General features: G+C 64.1%; 15 protein-coding genes. 4 read left to right on the top strand and 11 right to left on the bottom strand.

Annotated features, from left to right (window positions below; all coding sequences use genetic code 11):
* Positions 1-12: 12 nt before the first annotated feature.
* Entirely contained in the window at positions 13-1023 is a 1011-nt protein-coding gene (locus DFR48_RS18650; protein WP_147273558.1) for a glycosyltransferase, read from the bottom strand.
* A 180-nt stretch (positions 1024-1203) separates the two neighbouring features.
* Here DFR48_RS18650 and DFR48_RS18645 point away from each other — a divergent pair, with 180 nt between their 5' ends.
* Positions 1204-2736, top strand: a complete 1533-nt coding sequence (locus tag DFR48_RS18645) for an oligosaccharide flippase family protein (protein WP_114364730.1) — start codon at positions 1204-1206, stop codon at positions 2734-2736.
* Between the two features lie 32 nt (positions 2737-2768).
* Entirely contained in the window at positions 2769-4562 is a 1794-nt protein-coding gene (locus tag DFR48_RS18640; RefSeq protein WP_114364729.1) for an alpha/beta fold hydrolase, read from the top strand.
* Between the two features lie 22 nt (positions 4563-4584).
* On the opposite strand, the gene DFR48_RS18635 is transcribed toward DFR48_RS18640, so the two are convergent.
* The 7 genes from DFR48_RS18635 to epmA form a co-directional block, all read right to left on the bottom strand.
* On the bottom strand, positions 4585-7056 hold the full coding sequence (locus DFR48_RS18635; protein ID WP_114364728.1) for a glycosyl hydrolase 2 galactose-binding domain-containing protein: 2472 nt from the start codon (positions 7054-7056) through the stop codon (positions 4585-4587).
* Between the two features lie 12 nt (positions 7057-7068).
* On the bottom strand, positions 7069-8034 hold the full coding sequence (locus DFR48_RS18630; protein WP_114364727.1) for a DUF1839 family protein: 966 nt from the start codon (positions 8032-8034) through the stop codon (positions 7069-7071).
* Positions 8035-8041: 7 nt separating this feature from the next.
* The gene (locus DFR48_RS18625; protein WP_114364726.1) at positions 8042-8950 is read right to left on the bottom strand and encodes an amino acid--[acyl-carrier-protein] ligase; all 909 of its coding nucleotides are present in this window, start codon (positions 8948-8950) and stop codon (positions 8042-8044) included.
* Positions 8951-8955: 5 nt separating this feature from the next.
* Positions 8956-10137 carry an acyl-CoA dehydrogenase family protein gene (locus tag DFR48_RS18620; RefSeq protein ID WP_114364817.1) on the bottom strand — a complete coding sequence of 394 codons (1182 nt, stop codon included), beginning with the start codon at positions 10135-10137 and terminating at the stop codon, positions 8956-8958.
* A complete protein-coding gene (locus tag DFR48_RS18615) occupies positions 10137-10388 on the bottom strand; it encodes an acyl carrier protein (protein ID WP_114364725.1) in 252 nt (83 codons plus the stop codon). Before DFR48_RS18615 ends, DFR48_RS18620 begins: the two co-directional genes overlap by 1 nt.
* 193 nt (positions 10389-10581) lie before the next feature.
* Positions 10582-11634: a lysine-2,3-aminomutase-like protein gene (locus DFR48_RS18610; RefSeq protein ID WP_210206016.1), complete on the bottom strand. Its 1053-nt coding sequence runs from the start codon at positions 11632-11634 to the stop codon at positions 10582-10584.
* Positions 11631-12692: an EF-P lysine aminoacylase EpmA gene (gene epmA / locus DFR48_RS18605; RefSeq protein ID WP_114364723.1), complete on the bottom strand. Its 1062-nt coding sequence runs from the start codon at positions 12690-12692 to the stop codon at positions 11631-11633. The genes DFR48_RS18610 and epmA overlap by 4 nt, the downstream gene beginning before the upstream one ends.
* Before the next feature lie 143 nt (positions 12693-12835).
* On the opposite strand from epmA, the gene efp reads away from it, so the two are divergent.
* Positions 12836-13405, top strand: coding sequence for an elongation factor P (gene efp, locus DFR48_RS18600; RefSeq protein WP_114364722.1), 570 nt, complete (start codon positions 12836-12838; stop codon positions 13403-13405).
* 73 nt (positions 13406-13478) lie between these two features.
* On the opposite strand, the gene DFR48_RS18595 is transcribed toward efp, so the two are convergent.
* Both DFR48_RS18595 and DFR48_RS18590 read right to left on the bottom strand, forming a co-directional pair.
* Entirely contained in the window at positions 13479-14963 is a 1485-nt protein-coding gene (locus DFR48_RS18595) for an NAD-dependent succinate-semialdehyde dehydrogenase (protein WP_114364721.1), read from the bottom strand.
* Positions 14963-16246 carry a 4-aminobutyrate--2-oxoglutarate transaminase gene (locus DFR48_RS18590; RefSeq protein WP_114364720.1) on the bottom strand — a complete coding sequence of 428 codons (1284 nt, stop codon included), beginning with the start codon at positions 16244-16246 and terminating at the stop codon, positions 14963-14965. The genes DFR48_RS18595 and DFR48_RS18590 overlap by 1 nt, the downstream gene beginning before the upstream one ends.
* Positions 16247-16403: 157 nt before the next feature.
* Here DFR48_RS18590 and DFR48_RS18585 point away from each other — a divergent pair, with 157 nt between their 5' ends.
* Positions 16404-17237 carry a MerR family transcriptional regulator gene (locus tag DFR48_RS18585; RefSeq protein ID WP_114364719.1) on the top strand — a complete coding sequence of 278 codons (834 nt, stop codon included), beginning with the start codon at positions 16404-16406 and terminating at the stop codon, positions 17235-17237.
* Positions 17238-17318: 81 nt separating this feature from the next.
* Here the strand turns inward: DFR48_RS18585 and DFR48_RS18580 are convergent, their stop codons facing one another.
* Entirely contained in the window at positions 17319-18743 is a 1425-nt protein-coding gene (locus DFR48_RS18580) for an efflux transporter outer membrane subunit (RefSeq protein WP_114364718.1), read from the bottom strand.
* Between the last annotated feature and the right edge of the window lie 66 nt (positions 18744-18809).

The following is an 18809-nucleotide window of genomic DNA, read 5'->3' as shown; positions in this document are numbered from 1 at the left end:
CGCGGAATTCGGTCAGCGGACGGTCTGCTGATAGATGCGAAGGTGCTCGCGGGCGATGGCATGCCAGTCGCGCGCCGCCATTTCCCTTTCGAGGACCAGCGGTGAACGTACCCGGGGAGCGTCGCCATGTACGATCTTCCCGATCATGCTCGCCGCGTCCTTGGGTGTGGTGACGGGATACGTGACCTCGGCAAGCCATTCGGGTGTCCGCTCGGTGTGAGTGGTGAGCACGCACACACCATGGTCGAGGCAGGCGAGCGCCGAGCCGCGCTTGTTCGAAACACCGTCCGGGAAGGGCAGAAGGGCGATGGTCGCCTCGCTCAGCGTCTCCGAAACCGCCTCCGGCGGCAGGTTCAGCTTGAGCTCGATGCCGAGGCGTCTTGCCGAGTCCCGTACATAGTCCACGAAGTCCGTGTCGGTTTCGACGAGCGCGCCGATCATCTGGGCCTCGGCGAGCGAGCCTCCCTCACGCATCCGCTCGATCGTCTCGATGAAGAACTCTATTCCCTTGTTACGCGAGATCTGCCCGAAGTAGACGATGCGTTCCCCGCCGCCGGGTGCCTTTTTCGCTGCAAGTCTCGGGATGTTGTTGCCGATCGGAACGACCATCAGGCGCTTGCGCGACCATGGGAAATAGCGCGCGAAGAGGGTTCTCTCCTCGTCGTTCGAGAAGATGACTGCCCTGGCGAGCAGGCTCGGCAACAGGAACACCATCTTGCGCAGGAGATGGAAGATCCGGAATTCGTGCAACGTGACGAAGGTGTTGGGCAACAGCAGCGGCAGGAACCCGGGCGACACCGATTTGCCGATACTCAGCGACGGATACTGCAGGTGAAAGGCTACGTGCCTCTTTCCGGCATAGCGGCGCCGGATCTCCAGGATGTGCCGGAGAGACCAGGAATCGAGGTACTCGACGGTCACGGAGGCGCCGACGTCCCGAAGCGCAGCCGCCAGCCGTCCCGTGTAGTCGGCGACGCCGCACATCCTGTCCTGGGCCGAAGCTACGAGAAAGACGATCTGCAAATGACACCGCGACAGGTTGGCAGGAACATGGGGAAGGGATATCGGATCCCGCTTAAATCTCCGTAAAGCCGCCAATCGGCGGCCGGCGGAGATGGAGGGTTCCTTAAGCATTTTCTGGCTAGAACCAGACGAATGCATCGCAGTCCCATGACGGTGTCCGGGCGGATAGAAGATCACCATATGGCCAAGAGTATCGTTGCGAATTCGGCATTGAATGCTGCAGCCGGGCTGTCTCTTCTTCTCATCGGCTTTGCCTGCTCCATCATTACCGCGCGTCTTCTCGGGCCTGAGGCGAACGGCATCATCGCCTTCTCGCTCTGGCTTGCCGTCACGGCGTCGCTGGTGGCCGAGTTAGGAACCGGGGTCATGCTGCTCCGCCTGCTCCCGCAGTTGAAGAGCCAGGGCTACTCGCCGGTGGATCGGCGTGGTTTTGCCGCCTATCTGCTTCGCCCCGTCGTCGGATCTACCCTCCTCCTCGCCGCGCTTTACGCGGCGGTGTTCACGCTGGCGGAGTATGAGCACTGGGCGACCAGCACCCCCATCGTTGTGGTCATTACCGGTGCGCTCTTCGTCATCCAGTCGATTGGCTCCTCTGCCAAGAACTACCTGCTCGGCGAACAGCAGGTCGGGACCTTCTTCCGGCTCTCGGCCGCCTCCGGCCTCCTTCAGTTCTTCGGCGTTGCGGTCGGCGCGGTGTTCTTCGGCATTCCCGGTGCGCTCATCGGCTACACGCTCGGTTTCACGGTCCAGTTCACCTATGCAGCCGGCATCCTGCGCACGCGGGCGCGGAATTGCGGCATTTCCCCGCGCTACCTGCTCGGCTCGTCCATGTTGCTATCGGTGCAGTTCATCGTCGATTCGATCTTCCTGAACCGCGTCGAATTCTTCTTCCTGGAGCGCTATTCGGGCGTCGCGGTCGTCGGCTTCTATGCCGCTGCGATGTCGCTCGCCAATCTGGCGCTGCAGCTGCCGGTACAGCTCACCGGCAGTCTCGTGCCCTACTACTCCGAGAAGCTGCAGGACCACGGCGGCACGACGCTACCGGCCGCGGTTTTTGAAGCCGTCATCCGCAGCCTCTCCTACATCACCCTGCCGCTGAGTTTCGGACTGGCGGTGATCGCGCCGCGGCTGATCTCCACGATCTTCGGCGAGGCGTTCGCGCCGGCCGGTCCGGCACTCACCATCCTTGCGCTGGTCACGCCGGCCAACGTGCTCGGCCTCATCTGTACGCAGTACCTCTTCTCTCTTGATCGGGTGCGTGAGCGCCTGATGATCGGGATCGTCGGTGCGGTCACGATGGTGGTCGGGGCCTTCCTCGTCGTCCCCTCCTACGGGGCGGAGGGCGCGGCGGCGGTGCGCTTTGTCGTCTTCACGCTGATGAGCGCGCTGATGATGCGCCGGCTGACATTCGAACGCTCTCTTGCGAGACTTTACTGGAACCTGTTGCGGATCGCCCTCGCGGCGGCGGCCTGCGCCGGTGCCGCCTCGCTGGTGCTCGCGTTCATTCCGGGTTTTGTGGGTCTTGTCCTTGCGATCTCTGCGGGTGCGCTGTGCTACATCGTGGCACTGCGGCTCTTCAGGGCCGTCGCCCTCGAGGACTACGCTGTCATCGAGAGCATCGCCCGCCGCTTGCCGGGCGTGGCAGGGATCGCAGCGGCTCGCGTGGTGGAGCTGGTATTTGCGAACCGGGGTCCTCGCAACGGGGAACGTTGATTCCGGGTGAGAGTTTTGGGGGAGTTCTATCCATGAAACAGCAAACGAGCCTGCCTGCGGCTTCGAGCGGCGGCCCGTCGGCAGCGAGACCGGTTGCCTTCTCTGAAACGATCGGATTGTTCATGCCGGCCGACGGACAGGTCGTTGCGGACGTCGGCGTGCTGTTTGTCAGCCCCTGGGGTCTCGAAGAGATGTGCCTGCGCAAGTTCTGGCGCATCATCGCCGACGATCTCTCCGCATGCGGCATCGCGAGCCTGCGTTTCGATTATCCGGGGACGGGCGATGCCCTCGACAGAAGCGATTTCTCAGGTGGGCTGACGATATGGGAAGACGCCGTGGTGGCAGCAGCGGGTCGGCTCGCCGCGCTCTCCGGCTGCTCGCGCATCGTGGTCGTCGGGCAGGGGCTCGGGACGGCCATTGCGCTCAGGGCAATCCACCGCCTCGACGGCGTGGCCGGCTTCGTCGCGCTGGCACCGGTGACATCCGGTCGCGCCTATCTGCGGGAGATGCAGATCTGGGCGAAGATGGTCGAGGAAGGGCTCGGCATCGCCAAGGAGCACCGCGCTGCCGAGGGTATCGTCATCGCCGGCCTCGCGATGCCGGAGGAAATCGCTGCCGATATCCGGAAGTTCAGCCTTGCGACCCTGGGTGAGAAACCCGCGCCACAGTGCCTCGTGGTGAAGCGCCCCGACCGGCCGGGCGACCAGGAATTCGCCGCGAAGCTGGTTGCAGACGGCGCGCTGGTCACCGAGGCCGATTATCAGGGCTATGACGATCTCGTCTCCAATCCCGCGACGGCCGTGATGCCACAGGCGGTGCGGCTGGCCGTGGTCGACTGGATATCGAGGCTGGCCGCAGCGCTGCCGGCGCAGCTCGCCAAGCCGCGGCTCGCGTCCGTCGAACCCGCCGTTCTCTGCGGCCCCGATTTTCGCGAGGAGGCTCTTAACTTCGGAGAGGGTGGAAGGCTTTACGGGGTGCTCTGCGAACCGCTCGGTGAACGGAACGGCGCGACCGTCCTGCTCGTCGGCACGGCCTACGACCGCGCTGCCGGCTGGGCGCGTTCCGGCGTTCGTCTGGCACGCGATCTCGCTGCGCAGGGCATCCCTTCGCTGCGCTTCGACACGGCGAATGTCGCCGATAGTCCGCCCGTGCCCAGACTGCCGGATCAGGTTCTCTATCATGAGGCGCAATCCAACGATGTCAGTGCTGCACTCGACGTCGTCGAGCGACGTCATCTGCTGCCGGTGGTCGCCACCGGACGCTGCAGCGGCGCCTATCTTGCCTTCCGCAGCGCCTTGCAGGATGCCCGTATCGAAGGTGTCGTCGCGGTCAATCCCTTCGTCTTCTACTGGGACCCGGCACGGGACATCGATGAATCGCTTCGTTTCGTTCCCCGCACGCTCGGCGACTACAAGGGGCGCCTTCTTCAGGGAGAAACCTTCCAGCGACTGCTGCAAGGTCGCGTCGACATCGCCCGTGCGGCGACCAATATCGGGCGGGCTCTCGGGCGTCGGTTGGCACGGCATGCGATGCCGCTCATTCACATGCTGCCCCAGAACCGGGTCATGCGACGGGAGGTCGTCGGTGCATTCCACACGCTGTCGGACAGGGGCGTGCCCGTCGCGCTTCTCTACAGTGAGAACGACGTCGGCCTCGATCATTTCGCGGAGCAGTTCGGCAGTTCGGCCAGGGGATTGCGCCGCTACAAGAACGTGGACCTTACCATTCTGGAAGGCGCCGATCACAACCTGACACCGGAGCCCGCCCGGCTCTCCTATTTCGAAACGTTGAGCGCCATCGCGTCTGCTCTCGATCCGCAGGCGTGAGCCGGTCCCTCTTCGCGCCCCGTCAGAAATGGAGTGTGGCCGACGTCCCGAGCTGCGTGACGCTGCCGGTCGGCTTTTGGTCGCGGGTCGTTCCCGCGCGCGGCAGCAATCGTACGCGTTTTACATGGCCCGGCGCCAGATGGAACCAGTCGTCGTCGGCTCGGTAGCCTTCGACCGTGACGTGAACGGACTGGGCGAGGCGATCGGTCCGCAGTTCCAGGAGCCAGTCGCCATCTTCCTCGACGAGGGCGGCCGAGATTTGCGCCTCATGCCATGCGGCGGCGCGACCGAGCGGGAAATGAAAGGCTTCCGCGAGGAGGTTCCCCGAGGTTTCGTCTACGAGGCGTGCGACGGTGACGTCATGCGAGGGAGGTCCGAAGCGGAAGGCGTAGGTGGTGTCGAAGAAGACGCCGAAGAGATCGGTACAGGGTATCGAGACCGCGCCTCTCGCCGGCAGCGTCAGGTTTCGCCCGCCGGCAACGACCTGCTGGCGCCCGTCGCGCAGGCAGGAAACGGACAGCGATGCGGTTAACGGTCGCGAGCCCTCGTTAAGGACGTGAACGTCGAGACCGTTCGTCCCCTCGTCCGTGAAGACGACGTTGACGGGGCGGAAGGCGCGTTTCAGGGCATGCCAGACCGGCTTCGGCTCCCCGGTGGAATCGACGACACCCCAGCCGGGGCCGGGAAGGAGATCCTGGAAGGTCCATACCAGCGCGCCATTGCAGGACGAGCCCGGGCGGCGCCATTCCGCGAACGTTTCCGTGACAATTTCCGCTGTCACAGCGCGCGAGAGTGCAAGGTAGAGCGCAGGGTTCTCGCGGCGAAGGCGGGCAGGGTCTTGCCCGTATAATTCCCGCAGATAGTGATCGCGGATGTCCTCGAAATCCCATGATGCGCCGCGGTCGCGCGGCACGCGCGCCTTCCAGCGGGGATCGTGAACCGGCGCGACCGGCAGGTGGCGGTCGAGGGTTTCTTGCTGCGGCACATGGGCGAAGGCGAGACATTCGGCGGCGAAGCGCACATTGGCTCGCCGCGCATCTTCGAGCGGCTGGCAATAGGCGCCGACACCATAGTAGTGCGTTACGCCAGCATTGGGCGAGAACGGCAAGGCGCCGCCGCAGGGAGAATTCGCCACATAAGGTACGTCGGGGCGCAGGGTGGCGGACACCCGCGGCAGGATCTCCTCCGTCAGCGGGCCTTTCCATGTGCCGGCGGGCAGTCCCATCATCGCGGCCTGCTGATAGATCTCGCTGCCGCCGCAGAGTACCGCAAGCGAGGGCGATCCCTGGACCGATGCGAGAAACTCTCTCGCCTCGCGCTCCACATGGGCGGTGAAGGCGGGATCGCCCACCGGGTAATCGTAATTGGCGAACATGAAGTCCTGCCAGACCATGAGGCCGAGCCGGTCGCAGAGACGGAAGAAATCCGCCGTCTCGTAGGCCATAGTGCCACCGATGCGGATCATGTTCATGTTCGCTTCCGCCGCCTTGGCAAGCCAGGGTGCGTAGCTCTCGGCCGTGCCGGGCAGGCTGACGATGTCGGCGTTCGTCCAGACGGCGCCGCGACAGAAGACGGGTTCGCCGTTGACCCGCAAGGCAAAGTCCTGGCCGTCGGCACCACGCTCCACCGTGATCCGCCGGAAGCCGACCGGGCCGATCGATAGCCGGTGTGGACCGCTGACGATTTCGGCGTCGTGCAGGGCCGACTTGCCGTGGGTGTGCGGCCACCAGGCGGCGATGCCGGGAATGTCCAGCCGTCCGCGCCAGGTCCCGTCGGCATCCCGGCGAAGCGGCGCCTCGTGTCCGCCACAGGCGATCCGGGCATCGGCACCGAGATCGTCGCTCGCACAGGAGACCTCGAGAATGCCGGTGCCGTTTTCGTCGAGGTCGGCGGTGATCCGCAGGTCGGAGAGGGTGATGTCGGCGGGGCGTATCAGTTTGACGGGCCGCCATGGACCGACCGGGTGGATGCTCGGGCACCAGCCGGGCATATGGCCGAGCAAGGTGGTGCGGATGAGCCGCAGGCCCTGATGGTCCATCATCTGCGGGCGCCAGCGGGCGCGGGGACCGCGTTTGTCGAGATGCGGTTGCAGGGCGCGGAAACAGATCGCCAGTTCGTCACTGCCGGTGATCTCTATCGGCAGGTCGTGCGCCTCGAACATGCTCTCCGAGGTGAACGCCTGTACGCCGTTCACAAAGATCTCGGCGATCGTCGCGAGACCTTCGAAGCGCAGGATCGCCGGGCCGGGCGCCTCGCCCGCGAGCGAACGGAAATACCAGGCGTCCTTGCCGTGCAGCGGTTGCGGCGCCGAAGGATCGAAGAGGCCGGCGGCTGTCAGCGCCTGTGCCGCGGTGCCGGGCACCGGGGCCGAAAGGCGGGCGGCGTGGCCGTCGATCTCGGATGGATGCGAATAGCGCCCGCTCTCGGTCAGGAGCAGGGTCCAGCCGCCTTCCAGCGAACGTTCATCCGCGCCGGGATAGATGCGATCCGCCATCGTTCGGCTCCTTCAGGCAAGCTGCTTGCCCAGTCCTTCCATCAGGCTGTCCCATGCTTCCGCAGCCGGTGCAAGCGCGCCGGCCAACGGCTCGAACTTGCGCCGGGCGACCGCACGGGCGAGCTGGAACTGGACGGATTTCGCCGTCTCTGAAATCTTCAGCGCCTGCTGGCGTTCGTGTTCGGTCGTATTCGGAAGCAGCCACTCGAGATGGCTCGCCAACAGCTCGAAGTTGGCTCCGACCTGCCGCAGCGTGTTGAATGCATACTTATGGAAAAAGCCGAACGGGCGTTCTGCGATGGCTTCCACCTGCTTCGGGAAGACCGTTGCGAAGGCAGCGATCGGATTGGTTGAGGGGCGCCGCGCGAAGTGACGCCTTATCAGCGTGATCGCGACTTCGCGCGTGGTGCGCTCGTCCGTCCGCTTCTCCGGGAATTTGGCGAATTCCGTATAGGGCAGGAAAGGCTGCTCTTCCTGGCAGGCGCCGCGTTGGAAGAGGCCGTCGAAGTCATCTCCCTCGACATGGAAGAAGCCGCCGTTGTGGAAGTAGTCCATGCTGCGGTTGGCCGGGTCGAGGCGGTTGATGGCAACCGTCGTCTTGCCGTGCTCCTGGCGATAGCCGACGCCGCGGGTGTCGGGCATGAAGAAGCTGTCCATCTCGACCAGGCAGAGCCGCCGACGGGCGATCTGCTCCGCGACATGGGCTTCGACCGTATCGAAGACCGCAAGCTCCGTACAGCGGATGCCGTAGAGGCCTTCGAGATCCTCCAGCGGCACCTTGAAGAAGGTGAACTGGTCGCCTTCGAAGTCCTGGGTCAGGGTGAAACCCAGCATCGCCTCGGGCGCGAGCCCGAGCGAGGCCAGCACCTCGATCCAGAGATCGACGTAGCAGTTGGTTTCCGGCCACATCCGCTCACTCGCGTGAAGGGCATGCGGTGTGTAGCCGGCGGGATCCAGCCCGGGAAAGACAGCAGCCATCGGCAGGTCAGCCCCAGAGCGCCCGGCGTACCGACACCGGCCATTGTTCGGTATCGAGGCCGTGGTGATGGAAGAGCGCCAGCGCGATGCGCTCCAGCCCGAATCCGACGCAGGCGGTGTGGGCCACCGAGCCGTCTTCGAGGTTCAGGCCCCATTTCGTGCCGAAGGCATCCTGATGGTAGTTGAAGCTCATGCAGGCGGTCGGGCTGGTCGTCGAGGTGATGGGGATCAGCAGCTCGAACTTGAGGTTCTGGTCGCGCTGGTTGTTGGCGAGCATCTTGCCCGCACGCCCGAAGAAGGGATCGTTCGCCACGTCGATCTCGACCGGCAGCCCGACTTCCTTCATCATCTCGACGCCGCGATCCATCCAGGTCTGGCGGAACTCGGTGACGTCCGCCTGGGTCCCCATGCGGACGTATTCGCGCATGCGGAACAACTGCTGGCGTGCCGGGTCGTTGGAGGGTTCGTGGCGGAAGCAATAGGACTGCAGGTCATAAAGACCGCCGCCGGCCGGCAGGTTGCCGCGCTTGGCGACCGTCGGATAAAGCGGGTAGCAGGCCGCCGGCGTCAGCACGATGTCGGTCGCCTTCTGCTCTGCGGTCCAGTCCTCGTCGGCGTCCATGCATTTCAGCAGGCTGACATGGTCGAGCTCGTTGCCGCAGAAGCTGTGCACCGTGCCGGCGAGCTGCGGGAAGCTCCGCATGTAGCCGCTCTTCTCGAAATAGGCGCGGTTCATGCCGGGCGGGAAGCGGATCGCTTCCGCGCCGTCGGCGCCGCCGAAGCGGTCGATCAGCCGTTCGAAGGCCGCGATCACGTCTTCAAAACGGCCGCCGCGACCGTAGAGCCCGTCGACGCCGGTCTCGATGAGGAGGCCGGACTCGAACAGGCGGTCGAGGAAACTTCTCTGCATGTCCATCGGTCTCACCCCAGCAAGCTTGTTTCTTGTTTGTGCACCAGAAGCATGTTCGACGTATTTCCGAGGATGCGGTCGTTGGAAATCATCAGCTGTGCCGAATGGGCGTCGCGCAGGTGGCGTCCGAGGCTGTAGGGCGTACCGTTCTTGTAGCCCATGATGCCGCAGATACGCATGGCCTGGTTGATGATCGGCAGGATCATCTCGGAGGAGGCGATCTTGACGTTGTTCATCGCGACGGCAAAGCCCATGGACGACAGGCGATCCTGATCTTTGCAGGCGTCTTCATAGGACCGCAGTCCGCCGACGATGTTGGACCTGACGGCCTGAAGCTGGCTCGAAAGCTCAGCAAGCTGGACGAGGCCTGGCGGTTGCGTTCCGGGCGCCTTGCGGGCGGCTGCGCGCACGAAGTTCTGGGCGCGGGTGAAGGCGTCGAGCGCGATGCCGTACCAGACCGAACTCCACAGCAGATGGGCGGTCGCGAGCATCGACTGGGCCGCAATCTCCGCGAAGGGGTGCGGCAGGATCTGTTCGGCAGGCGCCTCGCCTCGGAACATGAACCCGTCGGAGCAGGTGCCGCGCATGCCGAGGGTGTCCCAAACATGGGTCTTGTCGATCGTGTACTGGTCTTTCAGGAAGACGGTCATCACCTGGTCGGAGGATGCCGCGTCCTTGTGGCTGCGCGACGTGATCAGGATCGCGTCGGATTCGACGCCGTAGGAAATCACGGTCGCATCCTTTTCGAGGAAGCAGCGGCCGTCCTTCACCTCTATGGCGCAGATGCTGTTGCGCAGGTTTCCGCCGATGCCGGCTTCCGTGGTGGCGGAGCCGAGCAGCAGCTGTTCGGCGGCGATGCGGCGCATGAAATTCCGGTGCCAGTCGGCGTCCTTACCGTGCGTGACGAGGCTCGAGGTCTTGATCTGGTGCATCGCGAAGATCATCGCGCTCGAGGCGCATGCCTGTCCGAGTGTCGAGCAGAGTTCGGCAATCTCCGAAATGGAAAGACCTTCGCCCCCGAGCTCTTCGGGGATCATGATGCCGAGCAGGCGCTCGGCCTTCATTGCGTCGACGGCTTCTTTCGGAAACCGGCTGTCGCGATCGACCTCGTCCGCATAGGCGGCGGCGACCGTCGCCACGTGATTGACGCGGCTCTTCAGATTCTTCTCGGATGCGGTGGCGGAGAGGTCCATCATGCGACCTTTCTGTCGGCCAGGATCGTCTTCACCGTGTTCTCGATGGCGGCGATGCTGGCGAAGGATTTCCGGTTCAGCAAATGATCCGGAAACTCGATATCAAAGGCTTCTTCAAGTCCGAGCATGAGCTGGACGGACGCGAAGGAAGAAAGTCCGGCGGCGTAAAGATCGCCATTGTCGTCGATCGTGTCGATCGACACAGGCAACCCACCGAGTTTTGCGAGCAAAGCCCGAATTTCTCCGTTCATGTTGTCCCCTTTCCCAAGATATACTTCTGATGACAGTTGTTTTGCGTTCTACGGGTGAAAGCATAAGATTCCGCTAAACGCCGTAGTTAAACAAAAATGACCACAAGAATGGTCGCCGCCGCCCGTCGAACGAGCCCTTCCTTCCTTTCCGGAAAGGAAGGAAGTCGTACTTTACCTCGCTCGCGACGTCTTCTTACTTCTTTACCGGATAGGGGTGCGTGTTGCCCTGCGGGTCAGTGACGCAGTAGCCGGCATCCGGATCTCCGGCCAGGGCCCGCTCGCTGATCTCGATCTTACCGTGGCCGCCGGGAATGTCGAGGATATAGGCGGGAATGCAGAGGCCGGAGAGACGTGTCCTGAGCGCGCGCACGAGCGCCTGACCTTCTTTGATCGACAGCCGGAAATGGCCGGTGCCGGGCGCGAGGTCCGGATGATGGAGGTAATAGGGCTTGATGCGGTTCTCGACGAAGGTGCGCATCAGCTCATCGAGCACCGTCATGTCGTCGTTGATTCCCTTCAGGAGCACGGTCTGGCTCACCATCACGATCCCGGCGTCGACCAGCCGCGCGCAGGCGTTGCGCGCCGGCGCGGAGAGTTCGCGCGGATGGTTCGCGTGAAGGGCGACATAGACCGTCTTGCCGCCCTGCTTCAGGGCGTCGATCATTGCGGCGTCGATCCTTTCCGGGTCGACGACCGGCACGCGGCTATGGATGCGGACGATCTTCACATGCGGGATCGTCGCCAGCTGCCGCATGATCTCGGCGAGACGCCGCGCCGAGAGCACGAGTGGGTCGCCGCCGGTCAGGATGACCTCCCAGATTCCGGTGTTCGCCCGGACGTAGTCGAGGGCGGCAGACAATTGTTCGGCGGTCAGCGTGCCGTCGCCCTGCGGACCGACCATCTCGCGGCGGAAGCAGAAGCGACAGTAGACCGGGCAGACGTGAACGACCTTCAGCAGAACCCGGTCGGGATAGCGATGGACGATGCCTGGAAGCGGCGTGAACGGCCGGTCGCCGATCGGATCGTCCCGTTCCTCCTCGGTCCGGACGAGCTCGGCGGCGGTCGGGACGAACTGTGCGGCAATCGGATCAAGCGGATCCGACGGGTCGATGAGGTCCGCCATCGCCGGAGTGACGGCGATCGCATAGTGCTCGGCAACGGCGGCAGCCGCCGCTTCTTCCCCGGCTGCAATCAGGCCCGCTGTGACGAGCTCGTCGACGGTCGTGATGCTGCGGCTCGCCATCAGCCGATCTCCGCGACCGGAGCCCACAGGACGTGTTCGATCCTCGGTGCGCCGGTTGCCAGCATCACCAGCCGGTCGAAGCCGAGTGCGATGCCGCTTGCCTCCGGCATGATGTCGAGAGCGGAAAGGAAGTCCTCGTCCAGCGGATAGGTCTCGCCGTAGACGCGCTGCTTCTCCGTCATTTCCGCCTCGAACCGCCGGCGCTGCTCGACAGCATTCGTCAGCTCGCCGAAGGCATTGGCGAGTTCCACGCCACAGGCATAGAGTTCGAAGCGTTCGGCGACCCGGGGGTCCCGGGCGGAGGGGCGAGCAAGTGCCGCCTCGCTCACCGGATACTCATCAAGGATCGTTGCCCGGCCGAAGCCGAGGTTCGGCTCGATCTTCTCGACCAGCACGCGGCTGAAGAGATCGGCCCAGGTGTCGTCCTCGGCGACGCGGATGCCGGCCTTGCGCATCTCGGCGGCCAAGCGGTCGCGATCGGTCGCACCGCTGTCTTCGACGGAGCCGAGCAGGTCGATGCCGGCGAAACGGTCGAAGGCTTCGGCGACGCTCAGCCGTTCCGGTTCGACGAACGGGTCGACGGTGCGCTCCCGCCAGGTGAACGCACGGCTCTTCGTCGTCTCGGCTGCGAGCGCCAGGATGTCGGCGCAGTCGGCCATCAGCTGCTCGTAGGATTCCCCGGTGCGATACCATTCGAGCATGGTGAACTCGGGATGGTGCAGGGGACCGCGCTCGCGGTTGCGATAGACGTGGGCGAAGCAGGCGATGCGCTTCTCGCCGGCGGAGAGCAGCTTCTTGCAGGCAAATTCCGGCGAGGTGTGCAGGAAAAGCGGCGCCGATCGCCCGTCCGGTCCGGTCGCGGCGGTCGCGAACGCATGGAGATGCGCCTCGTTGCCCGGGGAAACCTGCAACGTCGCGGTATCGACTTCGACGAAGTCACGCTCGGCGAAGAAGACGCGCAACTTTGCCTGGATCGCGTTGCGCCCGAGGAGAAACGGGCGGCGATCGGCATGGATCGACGGCGTCCACCAGGCCGGTGTGGCGGTGCTTCGGCCGTTCATCGCGTCTTTCTCGAAGGTTGTTGCATCGCGGGCTGGCAATTTAGCGGATTTTGGGTTAGTTGCGCCCAGGAAAAGTTTCGAAGATGTCCCGGGGCGGATCGGCGTCCTTTACGACGGGTCTTTCGCAGATACAAGGAATTCCAATGGTCAAGATTATCGCCTCCTCCGTCCGCAAGGGCAATGTTCTCGAAGTCGACGGCAAGCTCTACGTCGTGCTCACCGCCGAAAACTTCCATCCGGGCAAGGGCACCCCGGTCACGCAGGTGAACATGCGGCGCATCGTCGACGGCGTGAAGGTGTCCGAGCGCTGGCGCACCACCGAGCAGGTCGAGCGCGCCTTCGTCGAAGACCTGAACTTCCAGTATCTCTACGAGGACGGTGAAGGCTTCCACTTCATGAACCCGGAAACCTATGACCAGGTCGTCGTCGACGTGGAAACCATGGGCGACCAGAAGGCCTACCTGCAGGAAGGCATGACCTGCGTTCTCTCGATCCACGAGGGTGTGCCGCTCGCCATCGAGCTTCCGCGCCACGTCACGCTCGAAATCGTCGAAACCGAGCCGGTCGTGAAGGGCCAGACGGCATCGTCCTCCTACAAGCCGGCGATGCTCTCGAACGGTATCCGCACCATGGTGCCGCCGCACATCGACGCCGGCACCCGCGTGGTCATCGCGACCGAAGACAATTCCTACGTCGAGCGCGCCAAGAACTGAGGCTCGCAGCGATTGAATGCAGAAAGCCCCGGAATGGTGAGGCCATTCCGGGGCTTTCCTGTCTCAGTATGTCTCAGATCTCGATGCCGAGGCACATGTACTTGATCTCGGTATAGTCATCGATCCCGTACTTGGAGCCCTCGCGGCCGAGACCGGACTGCTTGATGCCGCCGAAGGGGGCGACCTCAGTGGAGATCAGGCCGGTATTGACGCCGACCATGCCGTATTCCAGGGCTTCCGCGACGCGGAAGATCTTCGAGACGTCCTTCGAGAAGAAGTAGGAGGCGAGCCCGAATTCGGTGGCGTTGGCGAGTTCGACTACTTCCTCTTCGGTCTCGAACTTGAAGAGCGGGGCCACGGGGCCGAAGGTCTCCTCGACCGCCACCTTCATTTCGGAGGTCACGCCGGTCAGGATGGTCGGCTGGAAGAACAGGCCGCCCTGTTCCGCCGCCTCGCCGCCGATCGCGACCTTGGCGCCCTTCGAGACGGCGTCGGAGACGTGCTCCCTGACCTTCTTCAGCGCGTTCTCGTCGATCAGCGGGCCGGTGGTCACGCCTTCGGCGAAACCGTCGCCGACCTTCATCTTCGATACCCGCTCGGCGAGCTTCGCCGCGAAGGCGTCATAGACGCCCGCCTGCACGTAGAGCCGGTTGGCGCAGACGCAGGTCTGGCCGGCATTGCGGTACTTCGAGATCATGGCGCCCTCGACGGCGGCATCGAGGTCCGCGTCATCGAAGACGATGAAGGGCGCATTGCCGCCGAGCTCGAGGCCGAGCTTCTTGATCTGGTCGGCGCCCTGACGCATCAGGATCCGGCCGACGTTCGTGGAGCCGGTGAAGGTGAGCTTGCGCACCTTGTCGTTGTCGCAGAGCTCCTTGCCCACCATGGCGGCGTCGGTCGCCGTGACGACGGAGAAGACGCCGGCCGGGAGGCCGGCCCGTTCCGCGAGGATCGCGAGCGCCAGCGCCGAAAGCGGCGTCTGTGCGGCCGGCTTCGACACCATGGCGCAACCGACGGCGACGGCCGGCGCCATCTTGCGGGCCAGCATGGCATTCGGGAAGTTCCACGGCGTGATCGCCCCGACGACACCGACCGGCTGCTTTATCACGAGGATCCGCTTGTCGGGCTGGTGACCGGGAATGGTGTCACCATAGACGCGCTTGGCTTCCTCGCCGAACCACTCGACGTAGGAGGCGCCGTAGAGGATCTCGCCGCGGGCCTCGGGCCAGGGCTTGCCCATTTCCATCGTCAGGATGGTGGCGAGGTCGTCGGCATTGGCGACCATCAGGTCGTAGAGCTTGCGAAGCACCGCAGCCCGTTCCTTGCCGGTCTTGCGGGCCCAGGCCTTCTGCGCCTTGTAGGCGGCGTCGATTGCGCGGGTCACCTCCACCTTGCCGAGGTCGGGCAGGGTGGCGATGACTTCACCGTTCGCCGGGTTCGTGACGTCGAAGGTCTTGCCGCTCTCGCTCTGCGAGACCCAGTCGGCGCCGACAAGGGCCCGATCCGACGCAAGCGACGGATCCTTGAGCCTGGATGCAAGGCTGTTCGAAATGGCCATTACTTTGCCTCCTCAGCGCATTCGCGGATCGAGCTCTCGATCACGTCGAGCGCTTCGTTGAAGACCTCGTCCTGGATCGTGATCGGGGCCAGGAAGCGGACGACGTTGGAGTAGACGCCGCAGGTCAGCAGGATGACACCCTTTTCCAGAGCCCTCAAGCGAACCGCATTGGTGAAGTCCGCATTCGGCTTGGTCGAGCCCGGTACGGCAAACTCGACGGCGACCATGAAGCCGGGGCCGCGGATATCGGAGATCTGGCCGACATCGGAGCGCAAGGCCTGAAGGCGCTGTTTCAGGCGGGCGCCGAGCTGGTTGGCGCGATCGCAGAGCTTCTCCTCCTCGATAACGTCGAGCACGGCGTGGGCTGCGGCGATCGCCAGCGGGTTGCCGGCATAGGTGCCGCCGAGGCCGCCCGGTCCGGGGGCGTCCATCAGTTCGGCGCGGCCGGTCACTGCCGACAGCGGGAAACCGCCTGCAAGACTCTTCGCCATGGTCATCAGGTCGGGCTGAACATCGTAGTGTTCCATGCCGAACAGCTTGCCGGTGCGGGCAAAGCCGGTCTGCACTTCGTCGGCGATCAGCAGGATGCCGTGCTCGTCGCAGATCTGGCGCAGCGCCTTCATCAGTGCGCGCGGCACGTCATAGAAGCCGCCTTCGCCCTGAACCGGCTCGATGATGATCGCGGCGACACGCTTCGGATCGACATCCGCCTTGAAGAGCTTGTCGAGAACGTCGAGCGAGGTCTCGACATCGATGCCGTGCAGTTCGATCGGGAAGGGGACGTGGAAGACGTCGCCCATCATCGAGCCGAAGCCGACCTTGTAGGGGACGACCTTGCCGGTCAGCGCCATGCCCATGAAGGTGCGGCCGTGGAAACCGCCGGTGAAGGCGATCACGGCCGAGCGGCCGGTGGCGCAACGGGCGATCTTGACGGCGTTCTCGACCGCTTCGGCGCCCGTGGTGGCAAAGATCGTCTTCTTCGGGAAGTCACCGGGAACAAGCTTGTTGAGCCGCTCGGCCAGTGCGACGTAATTCTCGTAAGGTACCACTTGGTGGCAGGTGTGGGTGAAGCAGTCGAGCTGCTTCTTGACCGCGTCGATCACCTTCGGATGGCGATGGCCGGTGTTGAGAACGGCGATGCCGCCGGCGAAGTCGATATAGCGGCGTCCTTCGACGTCCCAGACTTCGGCATTCTCGGCCTTTGCCGCATAGACCTGGGTCGTCATGCCCACGCCACGGGAGATGGCCTCGTTCTTGCGGGCTGAGATTTCGGAGTTTTTCATCGTCAAAAATTCCTCTGGTGAGCGTGTTGGCCTTCGACGCGGCCTTTGGGCGATCGCAAAGCTGCAATATTTCCTACATTTTTTCTGTAGACTTGCAATATGCTTTATCGCAATTATCACGCATAGCAGCGACACCGGGAAATGGAGCCCGATCCCCATGGACGATATCCGCTTCAGGATCGCCGAAGCCGCCCGTATGGCGGGGGTTTCCCCGTCCACCCTGCGGCTTTGGGAAACGCAGGAACTCATAAGGCCGATCCGTACACCGTCGGGGCAACGGCTCTATGACCATGAGCTCGTCGAACGGCTGAAGACCATCGCCTGGCTCCGCAGCGAGAAGGGGCTCAATCCCGCCGCGATCCGCGAGACGCTGCGGGAGGAGGGGATGGCCGAAGAGGAAGATGTCGACGCCGGCGTTTCCGGCGAACCGGCGGAAGACGGGGGAGAGATGCCGATCGGCTTCAAGATCCGGCATCTGCGGCGACAGGCGGGCAAGACGCTCGAGGCAATCGCACAGGCGACCGGCGTGTCGATCTCCCAGCTTTCCACCTTCGAGCGGACGTCACAGGGCCTTTCCTTCACAGCGCTGCACGCGGTCGCCACCTGCCTCGGAACGACCATCGCCTCGCTCGGCGGTCGGGAGAAGCAGGACGCGCGGGAATCGCTGATCCGCGACGGCAAATGGCCGAGTTGGCCGACGACGGCATCCGGTGTCACCATCCAGACCCTCGCCGAGGGCAACAACATGATGGAGTGCCACCGGTTTCAATTGGCGCCCGGCGCATCGAGCGAGGGGGCCTATCAGCATGAGGGCGAGGAATTCATCCATGTCCTTGCCGGCAGCCTCGCCATCATCCTCGATGGCGACCAGTTCTTCGATCTTCATGCCGGCGACAGCTTCTATTTCGAAAGCCGCAGGCCTCATTCCTGGCGGAACAGCTTCGACGGCGAAACGGTGCTCATCTGGATCAACACGCCGGCGACCTTCTGAGCGCCTGACCCGAAGACAGAAACACCCGGCAACCACCTAGGTTGCCGGGTGTCGAAGCGTGTTTCCGCTCGGTGCTCTGGCCTACTTCTTGGCCGCAACCTTCACCGGCTTGTCGAAGGCATAGCCGCCGCCGATCGCGACGTTGAGCGTGACGTAGTCGGCGGCCATCTGCTGCACGGCCTGGGCGAGGTTCGCCTGCGCGGTGGCGACTGAACGCTGTGCATCGAGAACGTCGAGCAGCGACGACGCGCCGTCCTTGTAGCTCGCCGTCGAAAGCGACAGCGCTTCCTCATAGGAGCGGACGGTCGCCGTCAGCGCACTCACCGTCCGGCTGTCGCGGTTGACGGCCGCAAGCGCATTCTCGACTTCCTCGACAGCGTTCAGCACGGTCGCCTTCCAGGCGAGATACTGTTCGCGTGCGCTCGAGTTGGCGATATCGACATTGGCCCGCAGGCGTCCGCCGTCGAGGATCGGCAGCGAGAGGCTCGGGCCGAAGCTCCACGAGGTGACGCTGCCGCTCAGAGACTTGGTCGACAGGAAGGACGGGGTGATCGCACCGCCGAGCGTGATTGTCGGATAGAGCTGGGCTTCCGCGACGCCGATTTCGGCGACTGCCGACGCCAGGTTACGTTCCGCCTGGCGGATGTCGGGACGATTGCGGATCAGGTCGGCCGGAACGCCGGCATTCACGCTGCGGCGCGCGAACGGCTGCGGTGCGCCCTTCTGCAGATCTGCAACGAGGGAAGAGGCCGGTAGTCCGAGCAAGGTCGCGATGTGGTGCGCCGACTTGCGGAAGTTGGTCTCATAGCCGGGCAGTTCGGAAAGCGTCGAGTTGACCAGGCCTTCCGCCTGAACGACGTCCAGGCGCGAAGCCGCCCCGGCCTCGAGCTGCAGCTTGGTGAGCTCCAGCGTTTCCCGGCGTGAGGCGATGTTCTTGCGGGCGATCGCCAGCCGTTCCTGGTAGTAGCGGGCACTGATATAAGAGGTGACGAGATCCGAGAGGTAAGTGAGCCTTGCGACATCGGCGCTCGCATAGGCGGCGTCTACCGATGCTTCCGCGCTTTCCTTTGCGCGCTTGTACTGGCCGAACAGGTCGAGAAGCCAGGATATGTTCAGGCCACCGCTCGCAGTCGACAGGGTGTCGGAGGTACGGCTCTTGTAGTCGTCGGTCCCCTTGGTGCGGCTCACCGTTTCGTCGGCGGACCCGGTAAGGCTCGGCAGGGCGCCGGCACCGGCGACGACGACGTTCGCTTCGGCCGACGTGATGCGCTCCATCGCCTGCAGGATGTCGAGGTTCTGTGAGAGACCTTGTTGGACAAGGCCGTCGAGGCGGCGGTCGTTGAAGGCGGTCCACCAGGGCGCCATGGTGACGTCGCCGGCGCTTTTGGTGCTGCCTTCGCCGAACTTCTGCGGCAACGGTGTTTCAGGTGGCGTATGCTCGGGGCCGGAAACGCATCCGGCGAGGAAAAGCATGGCAAGTGGCGCGGCTACGCGAATGGACTTCATTGTTTGATCCTGTAAATACACTCGTGTTGTCGGCACGGGGGAGGTCGGGAACGACCGGTGTCCCCC

It is taken from the genome of Ciceribacter lividus (genome assembly GCF_003337715.1).
In the GTDB taxonomy this organism is placed as follows: domain Bacteria; phylum Pseudomonadota; class Alphaproteobacteria; order Rhizobiales; family Rhizobiaceae; genus Allorhizobium; species Allorhizobium lividum.
The sequence above is the reverse complement of the archived record's forward strand: the minus strand, read 5'-3'. Positions and strand labels throughout refer to the sequence as shown.